The sequence below is a fragment of the Candidatus Polarisedimenticolia bacterium genome (genome assembly GCA_035764505.1).
Classification (GTDB): domain Bacteria; phylum Acidobacteriota; class Polarisedimenticolia; order Gp22-AA2; family AA152; genus AA152.
This window is the reverse complement of sequence record DASTZC010000115.1, coordinates 19,617-34,763: the sequence shown is the minus strand read 5'-3', so window position 1 is coordinate 34,763 and position 15,147 is coordinate 19,617. Positions and strand designations below refer to the sequence as shown.

Here is a 15,147-nt window from a genome sequence, read left to right as displayed (position 1 = left end):
AGCCGCGACCCGAAGCCCGCCTCCGCCTCGCGCGTCACGATGACCGAGATCGTCAATCCCGAGGACACCAATCCCCACGGGAACATCTTCGGCGGCCGCGTCATGGCGCTCATCGACAAGGCTGCCGCGGTGGTCGGCCTGCGGCACGCGCGCAACCCCATCGTCACCGCCTCGGTCGATTCCCTGGTCTTCCACCATCCCATCCGCCTCGGCAGCATCGTGGTGATCGAAGCGCGGCTGAACGCCGTCTTCCAGTCGTCGATGGAGGTGGAGGTCCTGGTGGAATCGGAGGAGATCCTGACCGGCGAGCGCCGGCGCACCACCACCGCCTATGTGACCCTGGTGGCGGTGGACGGCAAGGGACATCCGACGCCGGCGCCGCCGCTGCAATTGCAGAGCGACGAGGATCGGCGGCGCGTGGAGGAAGCTTCACGCCGGCGCTCCCAACGCCTGCAGGCGCGCTCCACCGAATCGGCCTAGTCCCCGCGCACCTCGTAGTGCTCGGGATGGACGCCCGGCACCGTTTCCAGCCTCAGCTGAGTTCCCGAGGGCAGACGCGCTTCCTCCAGGAAATCCTCCCAGTGAGCCCGGATCTCGGCGATCAGGTCGGGATGGGCCAGCACCCGCCACGAGGTGCCGGCTTCGATCAGGCCGCTGCGTCGCAGCTCGCGCTGCAGCTGCAGGCGCAGGGTCTCGGCCGTGCGCAGCCGGCCGGCGCCGCGGCAGGTCGGGCAGGAGGTCCGCAGCACGCCGTCCAGACCGCGCCGGATCCGCTGCCGCGTGATCTGCACCAGGCCGAACTCGCTCACCCCCAGCATCCGGCTGCGGGCCCGATCCGCCTTGAGGGCCTCCTCCAGCTCGCGCGTCACTCGCTCGCGGTTCGCCTCCTCCTGCATGTCGATGAAGTCCACCACCAGGATGCCTCCCAGATCGCGCAGGCGGATCTGCCGCACGATCTCGCGCACCGCCTCACAATTGGTCTCCAGCGCCGTCTGCTCGAAGCCGCTGGAGCCGATGAACCTCGCGGTGTTCACGTCGATGGCGACCAGGGCCTCGGTGGGGTGGATGATCAGGGTGCCTCCTGACGGCAATGCGACCCGCCGCCGCAGGGCCCGGCGGATCTCCCGATCGATTCCGAGGGCCTCGAACGCATCCGCCGGACCCTGATAGCGCTCCAGGCGGTGCGCCAGCAGCGGCAGAAACTCCGCCGCATACTCGCGGCAGCGATCCAGGGCCGCCTCTCCATCGACGACAACCCGGTGAATCGATTCGGTCAGCAGATCGCGCAGCAGGCGGACGGAAAGCTCGGCCTCGAGATGCAGGCAGGCCGGGGCGGAAGCCTCCCCGGCGCGCGCCTCGATCGCCTTCCAGCGGCGTCGCAGCGTGTCGGCCTCTCTCCGCAGCGCTTCCGGCGGGCACCCTTCCGCCGCCGTCCGCACGATGAAGCCCTCCTCCCCCGGGATCTCCTCCGCCAGCCGCTGCAGCCTCTGCTTCTCCTCCTCCGAGCCGACGCGCCGCGACACCGATCGGCCGGAGCCGTGCGGCAGCAGGACCAGGGCGCGCCCCGGCAGGGAGAGATGCGTCGTGGCTCGCGCCCCCTTGGTGCCCAGCGGCTCACGCACGACCTGCACCAGGAGCTTCTGGTCCGGACGGACAAAGGTCTCGATGGCCGGACCACGATCGCGAGCGGCCCTCGGCCGCATCTCGGGTGACGCGGAATCGGGAGGGATCAAATCGGTGACGTAGAGGAAGGCGTCGCGGTCGGTCCCGAGGTCGACGAAGGCCGACTGCATGCCGGGCAGGACGGAGGTCACCCGTCCCAGGTAGATGTTGCCGAGCAGGGGGGCGCGGCTCTCCCGCTCGATGAAGATTTCGGCAGGGACCCCATCTTCCATCAGCGCCGCCCTCGTCTCATGGCGATTGGCGCTGAGAATTAATTCCCTGATCACGGCGAGGCTTCCCGATGCAGTCCTCAGGCGGGGGGCGGAGGGAGGGGCCGCTCCCGGTGGCGCTCGGAGAGCGGGGATTCGGCCTCGCCCTGGCGCAGCACCAGGAGATCCTCCCGGACGATGCGCGCCGCGGCGTCGCGGCCGAACAGCGCGTGCACGACGTCATCCGGCCGGGCGGTTCCCGATCCCCCGACCTTGAGGATCATCTCGAGCGTCGCGCTGTCGCGCACCGCGAGACGATGGATGGAGGGCAGCACATCCAGCTCCTCGGTGCGTCCCTTGCGCTCGCGCATCACCTTGAGCTCGGTCGCGCCGGCGAGGCGGGCGGCCAGGTCCGGTTCCAGCGCCTCGTCTCCCAGGCTTCGCTCCAGGCGAACGGCATAGCGTGCCGCATTGACCAGCTCCCCCAGGGTCTCGGCGCCCGGGCTGACGGGCGCGATCGAGTCGAGACCGATCCCGCCCGGAAGAGAGGCGTTGGCGGCGCTCCGCATCGCCTCCGGATCGAGCTCGCGCGTGGTCTCGAAGTCGAGGTAGTCACCCAGCGACTCGACACCGACGGCCAGCGCCGAAGCGAAGGCGAGGCGCGGCATGGGGTGGAACCCTTCCGTGTAAGCCATCGGAATGTCCGCCCGACGGAAGGCCCGCATCATGGTGCGCGAAAGCTCCAGGTGCGACAGGTAGCGCATCTTCCCCTGCTTGTGGTACCGCGCGCGGTAGCGGTAGCGCGGCGCCGGCGGAAGCGGAGGAGGCAGTGGCCGCGGTGGCTCGACCTCGGCGTGCTCGCCGAGCTTGCCGGGGACCAGCTCTCCCGACAGGCACTGCCGCGCGAACGAGCCGCAGCCGTAGCACTTGTCGATGCCGCAGGTGTCGGTCGGCACCGAGGTCAGGCTCAGCTCGAGCTCCTTCGCCAGGTAGCGCTCCGAGACGCCTGAATCGATGTGATCCCAGGGATGGCGCGAGCCCACCGCCAGGCGGCGGTGCAGGATCGCCTCGACGTCCACGTCGGTCTCCTCCAGGGCCGCGACCCAGTCGCGATAGCGGAACTGCTCGGTCCACCCGTCGTACCGGCAGCCGCGTTCCCACGCGCGCAGCAGCGTCCGGCCCAAGGTGCGGTCTCCCTTGGCAAAGATCCCCTCGAGCCAGGAGATTTCCACGTCGTGCCACTTGAACTGGATGCCGGGGTTGCGCAACCCGGCGCGGATGCGCGCCTGCTTCTCGCGCAGCGCTTCCATGCGCTCCATCGGCAGCCACTGGAACGGCGTGTGGGGCTTGGGAATGAAGGAGGAGGCGGAAACGGTGATCCGGGCGGCGCGGCGCGCGTGGCGCCGGCCCAGCTGCAGGATCTTGTGGGCCAGATCCAGGATCCCTTGCACGTCCTCGTCGGTCTCGGTGGGCAGCCCGATCATGAAGTAGAGCTTCAGCATCTCCCATCCCTGGCGGAAGGCGTTCTCCGCCCCGAACAGGATGTCCTTCTCGCTCGTCCCCTTGTTGATCACGTCGCGCAGGCGCTGCGTGCCCGCCTCCGGCGCCATGGTGAAGCCGGTCTTGCGCACCCGGCGGATCTGCTCCGCGATGCGCTCGTTCAGGCTCGAGGGACGCAGCGACGAGAGAGACAGCGAGGTGCGGCTCTCCTGGAAGTCGTCCATCAGGTCGGTGATCAATCCGGCGACCGATCCATATTCCCCGGAGTTGAGCGACGTCAGCGACACCTCGTCGAACCCGGTGCGCCGCAGGCTCTTCTCCAGTACCGCCTTGATTGACTCGGGCGAGCGCTCGCGCACCGGACGGTAGATGATTCCGGCCTGGCAGAAGCGGCAGCCCACGGTGCAGCCCCGCATGATCTCGACCGACACCCGGTCGTGCACGATCTCGTTGAACGGGACCACCACGTCCTCGGGAAAGGGATAGCGGTCGATGTCGTAAAGGATGCGGCGCTTCACCGGGAACGGCAGCCCGTCAACCGGCTGCGGGAGCAGGAAGCCGGAGCCGGCGTCGCGTGCGGCAGGATACAGGGCCGGCACGTAGACACCCTCGACCTTGGCCAGCTCGGCGAGCGTCTCACGCCGCGACGCTCCCGCGCGGCGCAGCTTCCCGAGCGTCCGCAGGAAATCGAGGATCAGCTCCTCGCCGTCCCCGATCAGAATGCAATCGAAGAAATCGGCCAGAGGCTCCGGGTTGAAGGCCATCGACCCGCCGCCGATCACCAGCGGGTCCCGCTCGGCGCGATCGGCACAGCGCAGCGGGATGCCGCCGAGATCCAGCATGGTGAGGATGTTGGTGTAGTTCAGCTCGTATTGCAGCGAGAACCCGACCACCGTGAAATCGCGCAGCGGCGTGCCGCTCTCCAGGGTGACGAGCGGGATGCCCGAAGCGCGCAGCTGAGCCTCCATGTCGAGCCAGGGGCAGAAGACGCGCTCCGCCCAGATCTCGGGGCGCGCGTTGAGCAGGCTGTAGAGGATACGCAGGCCCAGGTGGGACATCCCCAGCTCGTAGGTGTCTGGAAAGGCGAGCGCCATGCGCAGATCGACGCGGGCAGGGTCCTTGACGACGGAGTTCCACTCTCCGCCGATGTAGCGCGCCGGCTTCTGCACGCGCGGCAGGATGGCTTCGAGAGCTTCGGAATGCGGACCCATGGCGGTGGCTCCCCGGGGGGATGGGCAGGCGCGACGGCTATGCGAGGCGTCAGTTGACCAGGCGCCGCATCCAGACGTTCAGCACGAGGCCGAATCCGGCCAGCGTGGTGATCATCGAGGATCCCCCGTAGCTCATCAGGGGAAGAGGGACGCCGGTCGTCGGCATGAGCCCCAGCACGACCCCGATGTTGATGAGGACCTGGCAGGCGAACAGCGCCATCATTCCCATGGCCAGGTAAACCCCGAGGAGGTCGCGCGCCGCGCGGGCGATGGCGATGCAGCGGTAGATTACAATGAAGTACAAAGACAGCACAACCAAACTGCCCAGGAATCCCCGCTCTTCGGCGAGCAGCGCGAAGATGAAGTCGGTATGCTGCGCCGGCAGGAACTTGAGCTGCCCCTGGGTCCCTTCGAGGAAGCCCTTGCCGATCAGCCCCCCCGAGCCCACCGCAATGCGCGACTGCAGCACCTGGTATCCGGCCCCTTTCGGGTCGCGTGCCGGATCCAGGAAGGTCAGGACGCGCTCCTTCTGGTAGTCCTGCAGGTAGTGCGTCCAGAGCAGCGGCAGCGCCAGGATGGGAATCATCACCAGGATCAGGATGGTGCGGATCCGGATCCCGCCCAGGAATACGGCCACCACCACCAGCGGCATGAAGGTGAGCGCCGTCCCGAGATCGGGCTGCCGCGCGATCAACACCACCGGGAGGCCCACGATCAGCAGGATCGCCCCCATGTTGCCCGGCGTCAGGGATGAGGATCGGTTCCGGCTCAGGTAGCTCGACAGCGCCAGCAGCGTGGTGATCTTGGTCATCTCGGCGGGCTGGAAGTTGACCGGCCCCAGCTCGAGCCATCCACGGGTGTTGGCGATGGCCCGCCCGAAGAACAGCAGGTAGACCAGCAGGACCAGGCTGGCGGCGTAGAACAGATAGCTGACCGAGGCCAGCGTGTGATAGTCCACCGCGAGGGTGATGATCATCGCGGCCAGCCCGAGCGCCACGTAGATCAGCTGCTTCTTGGCGAGCGGCGAGAGGGGTCCGCCGAGGGTGGCTGAGTAGACCATCCCCAGGCTCACGGCGCACAGCGCCAGCACCGCCAGCGCCAGCAGCCAGTCGAGGCTATGGATGCTGCGGCGCTCGAGCAATGCGCGTCTCCTCCGACGGGTGATCCAGCTTGTCGAAGAATTTCAGCATGACCCGCTGGGCGATGGGCGCGGCCGCCTCGCCGCCGTGCCCGCCGCGCTCGACGAACACCGCGAAGGCGATGCGCGGGTTGTCGCGCGGCGCGAAGCCGACGAACCAGGCATTGTCCCGGATCGACTCGGCGAGCTTCTCGCTCTTGACGCCGGCGCTGGCCTTGACGACCTGGGCCGTCCCGGTCTTGCCGCACACGTCCCTGCCGGGGATCGCGGCCTTCGTGCCGGTCCCGCCCTGGTTCACCACCTCCCACATCGCCTCCTTGACCACCTTGAGGGTGGAGGGCTTGATCTCCACCTTCGACACCACCTCGGGGGCGTGCGCCTCCTCCTCCACGCCGCCGCGAATCTCGCGTCGCAGCAGCAGGTGGGGACGGTACTGCGTTCCGCCGTTGCCGATGAGCGAGGCGAACACCGCCATCTGCAGCGGCGTCACCTCCACGGCTCCCTGCCCGATCGATACAGAGATCGTCTCGCCCGGGTACCAGGGCTCGTTGCGCGTGCGCCGCTTCCAGGCGTCGTCCGGGACGGTGCCGGCCTCCTCGTGCATCAGGTCGATGCCGGTGCGCTGCCCGAATCCCAGCTTGTGGGCCCACTCGGAGATGATCTCGATCCCCATGTCCTTGCCGAGGTGGTAGAAGTAGACGTTGCAGGAGCGCTTGATGGCCTCCACCATCGCCAGGGTGCCGTGCCCGCCTTCCTGGTGGCACAGGAACTTCCGGCCGTAGATGTAGGCGTAGCCGGGGCAGAAATCGGTGCGCGCCGGGGAGGCCTTGCCCGACTCGAGCGCCGCGATCGACATCACGATCTTGAAGACGGAGCCGGGAGCGAACTTGCTCTGGATGGCGCGGTTCTGCAGCGGATGGGTCTCGGAGTCCATCAGACCCTTCCACTCCTCCGCCGAGAAGCGCCGCGCGAACACGTTCGGATCGTAGGAGGGCTTGCTGATGATCGCCAGCACCTCGCCACTGTAAGGGTCGAGGAACACCGCCGAGCCCATCTTGTCCTCGAAGGCCGCCTCCAGCTCGCGCTGCAGGTCGAGATCGATGGTCAGCCGCAGCGCGTTGCCCTGCACCGGCCGCTTGCCCACCGGCAGCTCGCGCATCTCGCGGCCCAGGCTGTTCACGATCACCTGCTTCCACCCCTTCTCCCCGGCGAGATCGCCGTCGTAGGCCACCTCCACTCCCGCCTTGCCGATCACGTCGCCCAGCTGGTAGCCGGCATAGCGTGGTTTCCCCAGCTGCGATTCGGAGATCTCGCCGACATACCCAAGCGCGTGGGCGGCAAGGTGCCCGTCCTCGTAGCTGCGCTTCGGCTCGATGGCTACGGAGATCTCGGGCAGCTCGAGGCGGCGGGACTCGAGATAGGCGGCTTCCGCCATGTCCACGTCCTCCTTGACGATGACCGGCTCGAACACGGGACGGTTGCGGTAGCGGGCGATGCGCTGGCGCACCGTCGACTCGGGCAGGTCCAGGACGCGCGACAGGGTCGCGACGGTCTGGTCCAGCTGCTTGATCTTCTCGCGGTCGAGCAGCACGTTGAAGGCGATGCGGTTGCGCACGATGGGACGTCCCTCGCGATCCAGGAGCAGCCCGCGCAGGGGGTTCTCCACCACCTGGCGCAGGCGGTTGTTGTCCGCCAGGCGCCGGTAGCTCTCCCCGTTGACCACCTGCAGGTACCAGAGCTTGAAGAGGAAAGCGAGAAAGATTCCCGACAGGAACACGAACACGAAGCCGATGCGCCGCTGCAGGCGGCGCTCTTCGTAATAGTCCTTGAAGTCCTTGCTGCTGCGATAATCCCAGGTCAACTATCTCTCCAGCTTCGAAGCGATCCAGAAAAGGAAAATTCCCGCGAGCCCGTTGCCCAGCCCGAGGCGGATCAGGTCGCCGGCCGCGGGCGGGGACGGGTTGCGCCCGAGGACCAGCACCAGCCCGAACTCGGTCAGGGCCTCGAGCAGAGTGGCCAGGAAGAGGATTCCGAAGCGCGGAAGCGACTGGTTCAGCATGAAAAAGGAGCCGAGCGCTCCCATCAGGTAGCCGACCAGCGTCTTCTTGAAGGCGTTCACTCCCAGCATCGTGTGGGAGAGCAGGTCCTCCACCAATCCTGCCGAGGTCCCCATCACCATGACCGCCACGCGCCGGCGCGACACCGCGTAATAGAGGACCAGAACGGTATACAGATCCACGCTCTTGCCGACCGACGGGAGGTAGCGCGACAAGAGGCTCTGGCCCAGTGCCGCCAGCAGGAGCGCCAGGGCGCCTTTCCATACCGGCGTCACGGCGCCGGGGTCTCCGCTTCCGCAGCCTCCGGGGCCTCCTTCAGGACCAGCACTTCCTCGAGGTGAGTGAAGTCGACCTCCGGACGGATGAGGATGTGCTTGGTCAGCTGGTCCCCGGCCTCCACCGAGGAGACCACGCCGATCACGATTCCCTTCGGGTAGATGCGATCCAGCCCGGAGGTGACCACCACGTCTCCGACCGCCACGTCCTCCAGGTCGGAGACATATTCCATCCTACAGCCGGCGTCGCCCAGACCCACAACCATGCCCTGGCCCCGGCTGCGCTGCAGGACCCCGGCCACGCCGCTGTTCGGATCGATCAGCAGCTGCACTTTCGAGGTGCCTCGCCCCACGGCGATGACCCGCCCCACCACGCCGCGCCGGCTGATGACCGGGAGATCGCGCCGCACGCCGTCGGCGGAGCCGCGGTTGAGGATGGCAATGCGTGCCTGGGAGGTGTTGCCGAAGGCGATCACCTCGGCGGCCAGCGACGGAATGGTCACGTCGCGCTTCAGCTCCAGCAGGTCGCGCAGCCTGAGGTTTTCGCGGCGGTATTCCTCGCCGCGGCGCCCCTCCTCCTCGGCCGCTTCCACCTCCTGGCGCAGGCGCTGGTTCTCCTGGCGTGCGCCGCGCAGGTCGACGTAACCCTTCCACAGCCCCGACACCAGGCCCACCCCGCCGGTGGTTCCCTTCACCAGCGGCGCCGAGACGTTGAGCAGCCCGTCTTCCAGCAGGGTGTTGCCGCGCGTGCTGCGCACCTGATGGGACATGAGGACCAGAAGCGACGCCAGAATGAGTATGAGCAGGAGAAAGGGCCTGCGCTCCGGGAAGGATTTGTTCATCGCCATGGTCGGAAGCGTGTCCCGGCGGGGAGCGCGGCGTGTCAGGGGACGTCAGTCGATGGAGATCTTCCGGAGAAGATTGAAATCGTTGAGCATCTTTCCGGTCCCCAGCACCACCGAGGCGAGCGGGTCGTCCGCCATGGAGACGGGAAGGCCCGTCTCCTCCCGCAGCCTCTTGTCCAGGTTCTTCAGCAGGGACCCGCCCCCCGTGAGCACGATCCCCTTGTCCACGATGTCAGCGCTAAGCTCCGGCGGCGTCTGCTCGAGGGCCACGCGGACCGCCTCGATGATGTTCGACACGGTTTCCGAAAGGGCCTCGCGGATCTCCTCGTCGGAGACCACCAGGGTCTTGGGAATCCCCTCCACCAGGTCCCTTCCCTTGATCTCCATGGTCAGCTCCTCCTCGAGAGGGAAGGCCGAGCCGATGTTGATCTTGATCTCCTCCGCCGTGCGCTCCCCCACCAGCAGGTTGTACTTGCGCTTGATGTACTGGACGATGTCCTCGTCCATCTTGTTGCCCGCGATCCTCACGGACCGGCTGTAGACGATCCCGGCCATCGAGATGACCGCCACGTCGGTGGTGCCGCCGCCGATGTCGACCACCATGTTCCCGGTGGGCTCGGTGACGGGCAGTCCGGCACCCACGGCGGCGACCATCGCCTGCTCCACGAGGTAGACCTCGGAGGCCTTGGCGCGGTAGGCGGAATCCTTGACGGCCCGCTTCTCCACCTGCGTGATCTCGGAGGGAACGCCGATGACGATGCGCGGGCGCACCCCCAGGGAGCGGTTGTGGGCCTTCTTGATGAAGTGGTCGAGCATCTTCTCGGTGTGCTCGAAATCGGCGATGACGCCGTCTTTCATGGGCCGGATGGCAATGATGTTCCCAGGGGTACGCCCCAGCATCTCTTTCGCTTCCTTGCCGACCGCCTCCACCTTTCCGGTTTTCTGGTTGACCGCGATGATGGACGGTTCGCACACCACGATGCCTTTACCCCGCGCGTAAACCAGGGTATTGGCCGTTCCCAGGTCGATCGCCAGATCATTGGAGAAAAGGCTGAGAATCGATCGGGGGCTCCAACCCATCCCGTTCTTGGCCATCACAGCTGGTCGCCCTCTATTCCGTAACCGGTTCGAAACAAAACCGCTTGCCCCGCGACCGACTCAATATAGGTTCCCGGACATTCCTTGTCAAACTTCCGTCAGTGCCTCAGCGACGGCGTTCTTGCCATGGCCCTTGACCCGGTACATCGCCTCGTCCGCCTTTTGAATCAAGGACTTCTCGGACAGAGCGTGATCCGGGAAGGTGGCGACTCCGAAACTCGCCGTGATGCGCACCGCGAGCGAGAAGGTCTCCAGGAAAATCGTCTCCTCCAGGCGCTGGCGGATCCTTTCGGCGATGACGCGCGCCCCTTCGGAGCCGGTTTGCGGGAGGATCACCGTGAACTCGTCCCCGCCGAAGCGGCAGACGATGTCGATCTCGCGGACCATGTGGCGGATCACCGCCCCGACCTCGACCAGCGCCCGGCTCCCCGCCAGGTGGCCGTGCTGGTCGTTCACGTTCTTGAAGCCGTCCAGGTCCAGGAAGATCAGCGACACCTGGGAGCGATAGCGGCGGGCCCTCTGGACCTCGCGCGACAGCGAAGCATTCAGGTAGCGCGAGTTGTAGAGCTTCGTCAAATCGTCGGTGACCGACAGCTCCTGCGAGACCCGCAGCAGCTGATTGTTCTCGAGGGCCACCGCCATCGGCTCGAGCAGCAGCGACACGACGCGCGCGTCGCGCCGGCGGAACGGGTTGCCGGAGGCGGCACGCATCAGCTCGGCAACTCCGATCGCCTTTCCCCGGCTCAGGAGCGGAACGGCGAGGATTTGGCTCCAGGCCAGCTCCGCGGGAATCTCGGGACTACCCGCCGGACCGCGCGGCAGTGCCAGAGGCTGGCGGGAGCGCAGCGCCCTGCCGGCGACTCCCTCGCCCACACCCACCCGGCGTCCCAGCCAGTTCACCATTCCCGGTCCATCCGCCGCCTCGATGATCAGGCAGCTCTTCTCCGCGTCGAGGAGGAGCACCGACCAGGCCTCGGCCGGGCAGTGCCGGTGGACGAGGGCGATCGCCGCCTCGGCGATCCGACGAGGCTCCGCTTCCGCATTGCAGGCGCGCAGCACTTCCGCCGCCGTATTGATCTGCCGTGAGAGCTGCCCGGCCACCCGCCGCGACCGCCGCGACGCCTCCTCCAGGTCGAAGCACCGGCGCTGCAGCGACACCAGGCGTGACAGGGTGCCGAGATCCACGGGCGGGGCGAGGCGCAGGTCCGACGCCGTGGCGCGCCGCGCGGCGCCGCGGCTCCCCTGAGGCGCCAGCGAGACCCGCGCGACATGGTCGGGTACCTCCTTCAGCAAAGCCGCGCGCCGCCGTCGATCGGGGGAGGCCCCGTCCTCGAAGACCACGGCGCGCAGCTCGGGGCTCGCCAGGTCTTCTCCGCGCACCCGGTCCCAGCGCAGCACGCGCAGGCGCGCCGTCGCGCCGCCGCCGGAAGTCACCATGTCGCGCGAGTTGCTCTCCTCGTCCAGCAGCAGCAGGATTTCCGGCGCCGCCGCCATCAGAAAGTCTCCACGTAGACGTTCTTCTTGAGGCGCGTTTCGTTGCCGGCCGTGTCCTGGGCGACGATTTCCAGCGTGTTGGGCCCGTCGTGCTTCATCTTCACCACCGCCGTGAAGGCGCCGTCGTCCTCGACGTCGACCATCTGTCCGTCGATGGCCACGCTGGCGGCGGCCTCGGTGCGGCCGCGAATGATCACCAGAGCGCCGCTGGGCATGAAATCCACCAGCTGCAGCGCCGGCGGCACCCGGTCCTCGGGACCACGCTCGCGCTCCGAGCCGACGCGGAACTTGCGGATCTCCGAGAAGGCCCCTTCGTTGCCAGCTCCGTCGCGTGCCGCCACGCGCCAGTAGTAGCTGCCCCCCGCCAGATCGGGAAGCACGACCGAGGTGGATGTGATGTCGGGCTTGTTGAGCAGCAGCAGCCCGAACAGCGGCTGCTGGGAGATCTGCAGGCGATAGGCCGAGGCGGCCGCGACCCGATCCCACTTCAAGGTCGTGCTGGACTCCTTGCCGGGCACGAACATGAAGACGCGCTGGTCGATCGGCTCCACCAGCGAGGGCGAGGAAAGGATGTTCTCCTTGGGCGAAAGCTTCCCTTCGGCAGGCACCGTCACGCTTTCGAGGGAGGCAAGCTTCACCGAGCTGCCCCCGGTGGAGACTTCGGCCTCGCCGCTCTCCACCGACGTGCGCGTCGTCCGTGCGGCCGCGTCGAACTCCATCGACATCTGCGCCCGGTCCTGGGTGCGGGCAATCGTCGTCTCGGTGGAGACCTCGTGGAAGGAGCCTTGCGCATTGCCGCCCTGGGTGGCGGCGTGCACACCGCCGAAGTTCAGACGCTCACGGACCTTGCGCACCTTGGTGGCGGGGTCCTCGAACAGCTCGCGGATCTCCAGGAGCGAGCCGGGCTTCAGGGTGGTGATGGTGCCGTCGAAATAGACGATCTGCGCGCTGCCGCTGGAGGAGGTCTTGATCTGGTCCCCCACCTTGAGGGCCAGGTTCCCGGTGATGGTCTCCCACACGAACTGCTTCACCCGCTTTATCTTCACGTCCCCTTCGAAGCGGTAGATCTTGGCGGTGAAGCTGCTCTCGGCGGTCGAGCTGTCCAGAATCTTGCGCGAGAAGCCCTGGGACTGTACCGACAGCCCCCGGCTCTCCTCGAACTCATGATCGCGGAAGGTGCGGCGCGCCGACTCGAGAAGGCGTCCCGCCTGGTTGATCACCGGCGCGGCCTGCTCGCCGTGCGCCGCCGACTCGGCTTCCGAGAACAATCGCTCGGCCCGGGTCAGCTCCTGCAGGGCCGCTCCCTCCGGAGTGTCGCCCGTGGCGGCCTTGAGGTAGAAGTAGAGGAACACCGCGCCCCCCGCGCCGACCAGGAAAACGAGGGCGAGCACGATGCTCCGATAGGAGACCGTGAACCAGTCCAGCAGGATGTTTCCCTGTGCCGCCTGTCGGCCGGTTGTCATCGGCGAGCGCCCCTTTTCGTGCGTAAAACGGACACGAGGCTCACGAGCGGGATCTCCGGAGACGGTCCGGTCCCGCCACCGGGTCAAATATAGGAAGAAAGTCCCGCAGGGCAACCGCTTTGAAACAAAAGGAGAAGCCCGCCGCCCGGCCCGCCGGTCCGTCTTGATCCGGCGAGCACGATTCCGCTAGAATGCACGGTTCCAACCGGTTAACGAGGCGGGAAACGGTCGGCTGGGTCCGATTCCGGATCCGGCTCGCGGGGAGTCGGCATGCTCAATGTCTTTCGGGAGAAGTTCAAGCACCTCAAGTGGGTGCTCTGGATCGTGATCGCCTCCTTCGTTCTGGGGTTCGTCTACGGCATCGGCGCCCTGGTCAGCGGGACGAAGGATGCCAACCGCACCGACTGGGCCGCCCGGGTGGACGGCGAGGTGATCTCCGTCCAGAGATTCCAGGACGAGGCGAGGAATCTCGATTCGACCTACCGCCAGCTGCTGGGGGCGCAGTACGACTCCCAGCGCGCCTACCTGAGGATAGGGCTTACGGCCGTCAACCGGCTCATCGACGGAGACCTGCTGGAAAAAGAGGCGGGCCGTGCCGGACTGAGCGTGACGGGGCAGGAAGTGGCCGAGGCCGTCATGAAGGATCCTTCCTTCCAGCAGAACGGCGCTTTCGTGGGGCGCGAGCGCTACGAGAAGCTGTATCGCTCCAACCCGGTGATGTTCGAGAATTTCGAGTCTTCGGTACGGCGGCAGCTGCTGGTGAACAAGCTGCGCTCTCTGGTCGAGGATTCGGCAGCGGTCACCGAGGCGGAGCTGAAGGAAGTGTTCCGGCGGCAGAATGAGAAGGCGACCTTCGAATACCTGATCCTGGACGCCTCGCGCCTCTCCGCCGCGGCTCCCTCGGACGCCGAGATCGAGGTTTATTACAAGGCGCACCTGGCCGATTACTCCGGGGGCGAGGGACGCTCCGGGAAGGTCGCGCTGTTCTCCTTCAAGGAGATTGCCAAGGGGATCGACGTCCCTGAATCCGAGGTGCGCTCCCAGTATCTGCAGGACCAGAAGTCGCTCTACACCGTTCCCGAGAAGCGTCGCGCCAGCCACGTCCTGGTGAAGGTGGCCAGCGACGCCCCGGCCGACGCCGTGAAGTCGGCGGAAGCGCGCATCCGCAAGGCGCTCTCCCGGCTGCGGCAGGGCGAGGATTTCGTCAAGGTGGCGAAAGAGGTCTCCGAGGATTCCACCGCCGCCACCGGGGGAGACGTCGGCTATTTCACGCGCGATCAGATGGTGCGCGAGTTCGCCGAGGCAGCCTGGTCGATGAAGGTGGGAGATCTGTCGGAGCCGGTGCGCACTCCCTTCGGCTTTCACGTGATCAAGCTCACCGACCAACAGCCTGCGCATGAGCTGACCCTCGAGGAGGCGCGCCCTCAGATTCTCGAGGCCCTCAAGCAGGGCCGCGTGGCCGCCGAGGCACAGCGCCGCGCCGAAGGCTTTTCGGCCGCGCTTTCGTCGGGCGATTTCGGCAAGGCGGCGAGCTCCGCCGGCGCCGAGCCCCGCGACTTCAAGGCGCTGCACGCGGGAGAGCCCTTTCCGGAGCTGGGCCCGCAGCCGGCGCTCTCGGCCGCGCTCTTCGCCCTCAAGCCCGGGGAGTCGAGCGCCCCGACGCGCACCTCGCTCGGAATCGCGGTGGTGCAGTACCTCGAGGCCGCTCCGCCCGCTCCCCTGCCGCTCGCCAGCGTGCGGGACAGGGTCCGTGAGGACATCCAGCGCAGTGCGCGGGTGGAGTCGGCGCGCAAGCTGGCGGGCGGCGGGGGCGATCTCGCGGCGCTCGCCAAAAAGCTCAAGGTGCAAATCAAGAACACCGGCGCGGTCCCGAGAAGCGGCCCCGCGGGAGAGTTGGGCGGCGATGCCTCCACTCTCGACACGTTGTTCGCGCTGGCGCCGGGGGCGGCCCCCGCGCCCCTTTCCCTTCCCAACGGCTCCGTCGCCTTCGCGCGGCTGACGGATCGACCCGATCCGATGCAGGGCTTCGACACGCAGAAGGAGACCCTGCGCAACAGCCTGCTCGGGGCGCGCCGCGACCAGCTCTTCCGTGCCTACCTCGCGCAGCTGCGCGCCCGGCACCGCACCGAGATCAACACCGCGATGATCGAGCAGATCGACAAGACCTGACGCCCGCGAGGCAATCCTCCCTCCCG

At 67.4% G+C, this 15,147-nt stretch carries 11 protein-coding genes; 2 read left to right on the top strand and 9 right to left on the bottom strand.

What is annotated here, in order from left to right; translation table 11 throughout:
* On the top strand, nt 1-480 hold a 480-nt coding region (locus tag VFW45_08280; protein HEU5180775.1), incomplete at its 5' end, for an acyl-CoA thioesterase.
* On the opposite strand, the gene VFW45_08275 is transcribed toward VFW45_08280, so the two are convergent.
* The 9 genes from VFW45_08275 to VFW45_08235 all read right to left on the bottom strand — a co-directional run bounded on the left by VFW45_08275 (nt 477) and on the right by VFW45_08235 (nt 12,952).
* Nucleotides 477-1,949 (bottom strand): Rne/Rng family ribonuclease, encoded by a 1,473-nt coding sequence (locus VFW45_08275; protein HEU5180774.1) that lies wholly within the window; start codon nt 1,947-1,949, stop codon nt 477-479. The genes VFW45_08280 and VFW45_08275 overlap by 4 nt on opposite strands.
* A gap of 23 nt (nt 1,950-1,972) precedes the next feature.
* Nucleotides 1,973-4,582, bottom strand: a complete 2,610-nt coding sequence (locus tag VFW45_08270; GenBank protein ID HEU5180773.1) for a TIGR03960 family B12-binding radical SAM protein — start codon at nt 4,580-4,582, stop codon at nt 1,973-1,975.
* 49 nt (nt 4,583-4,631) lie between these two features.
* Entirely contained in the window at nt 4,632-5,723 is a 1,092-nt protein-coding gene (rodA, locus tag VFW45_08265; protein ID HEU5180772.1) for a rod shape-determining protein RodA, read from the bottom strand.
* On the bottom strand, nt 5,698-7,581 hold the full coding sequence (gene mrdA / locus VFW45_08260) for a penicillin-binding protein 2 (GenBank protein ID HEU5180771.1): 1,884 nt from the start codon (nt 7,579-7,581) through the stop codon (nt 5,698-5,700). The genes rodA and mrdA overlap by 26 nt, the downstream gene beginning before the upstream one ends.
* Nucleotides 7,582-8,052, bottom strand: a complete 471-nt coding sequence (gene mreD / locus VFW45_08255; protein ID HEU5180770.1) for a rod shape-determining protein MreD — start codon at nt 8,050-8,052, stop codon at nt 7,582-7,584.
* Nucleotides 8,049-8,894, bottom strand: coding sequence for a rod shape-determining protein MreC (mreC, locus tag VFW45_08250; protein HEU5180769.1), 846 nt, complete (start codon nt 8,892-8,894; stop codon nt 8,049-8,051). Before mreC ends, mreD begins: the two co-directional genes overlap by 4 nt.
* Before the next feature lie 51 nt (nt 8,895-8,945).
* A complete protein-coding gene (locus VFW45_08245; protein HEU5180768.1) occupies nt 8,946-9,992 on the bottom strand; it encodes a rod shape-determining protein in 1,047 nt (348 codons plus the stop codon).
* 90 nt (nt 9,993-10,082) lie between these two features.
* Entirely contained in the window at nt 10,083-11,489 is a 1,407-nt protein-coding gene (locus tag VFW45_08240; protein ID HEU5180767.1) for a sensor domain-containing diguanylate cyclase, read from the bottom strand.
* Nucleotides 11,489-12,952 carry a FecR domain-containing protein gene (locus VFW45_08235; protein HEU5180766.1) on the bottom strand — a complete coding sequence of 488 codons (1,464 nt, stop codon included), beginning with the start codon at nt 12,950-12,952 and terminating at the stop codon, nt 11,489-11,491. Before VFW45_08235 ends, VFW45_08240 begins: the two co-directional genes overlap by 1 nt.
* Before the next feature lie 270 nt (nt 12,953-13,222).
* On the opposite strand from VFW45_08235, the gene VFW45_08230 reads away from it, so the two are divergent.
* A complete protein-coding gene (locus VFW45_08230) occupies nt 13,223-15,121 on the top strand; it encodes a peptidyl-prolyl cis-trans isomerase (GenBank protein ID HEU5180765.1) in 1,899 nt (632 codons plus the stop codon).
* The last annotated feature ends 26 nt before the right edge of the window (nt 15,122-15,147 follow it).

Coding starts and splice junctions, on each gene's coding strand:
- mreC (HEU5180769.1), bottom strand. CDS start 8,894: ATGAACAAATCCTTCCCGGAGCGCAGGCCCTTTCTCCTGCTCATACTC.
- VFW45_08230 (HEU5180765.1), top strand. CDS start 13,223: ATGCTCAATGTCTTTCGGGAGAAGTTCAAGCACCTCAAGTGGGTGCTC.
- VFW45_08240 (HEU5180767.1), bottom strand. CDS start 11,489: ATGGCGGCGGCGCCGGAAATCCTGCTGCTGCTGGACGAGGAGAGCAAC.
- VFW45_08270 (HEU5180773.1), bottom strand. CDS start 4,582: ATGGGTCCGCATTCCGAAGCTCTCGAAGCCATCCTGCCGCGCGTGCAG.
- VFW45_08235 (HEU5180766.1), bottom strand. CDS start 12,952: ATGACAACCGGCCGACAGGCGGCACAGGGAAACATCCTGCTGGACTGG.
- VFW45_08245 (HEU5180768.1), bottom strand. CDS start 9,992: ATGGCCAAGAACGGGATGGGTTGGAGCCCCCGATCGATTCTCAGCCTT.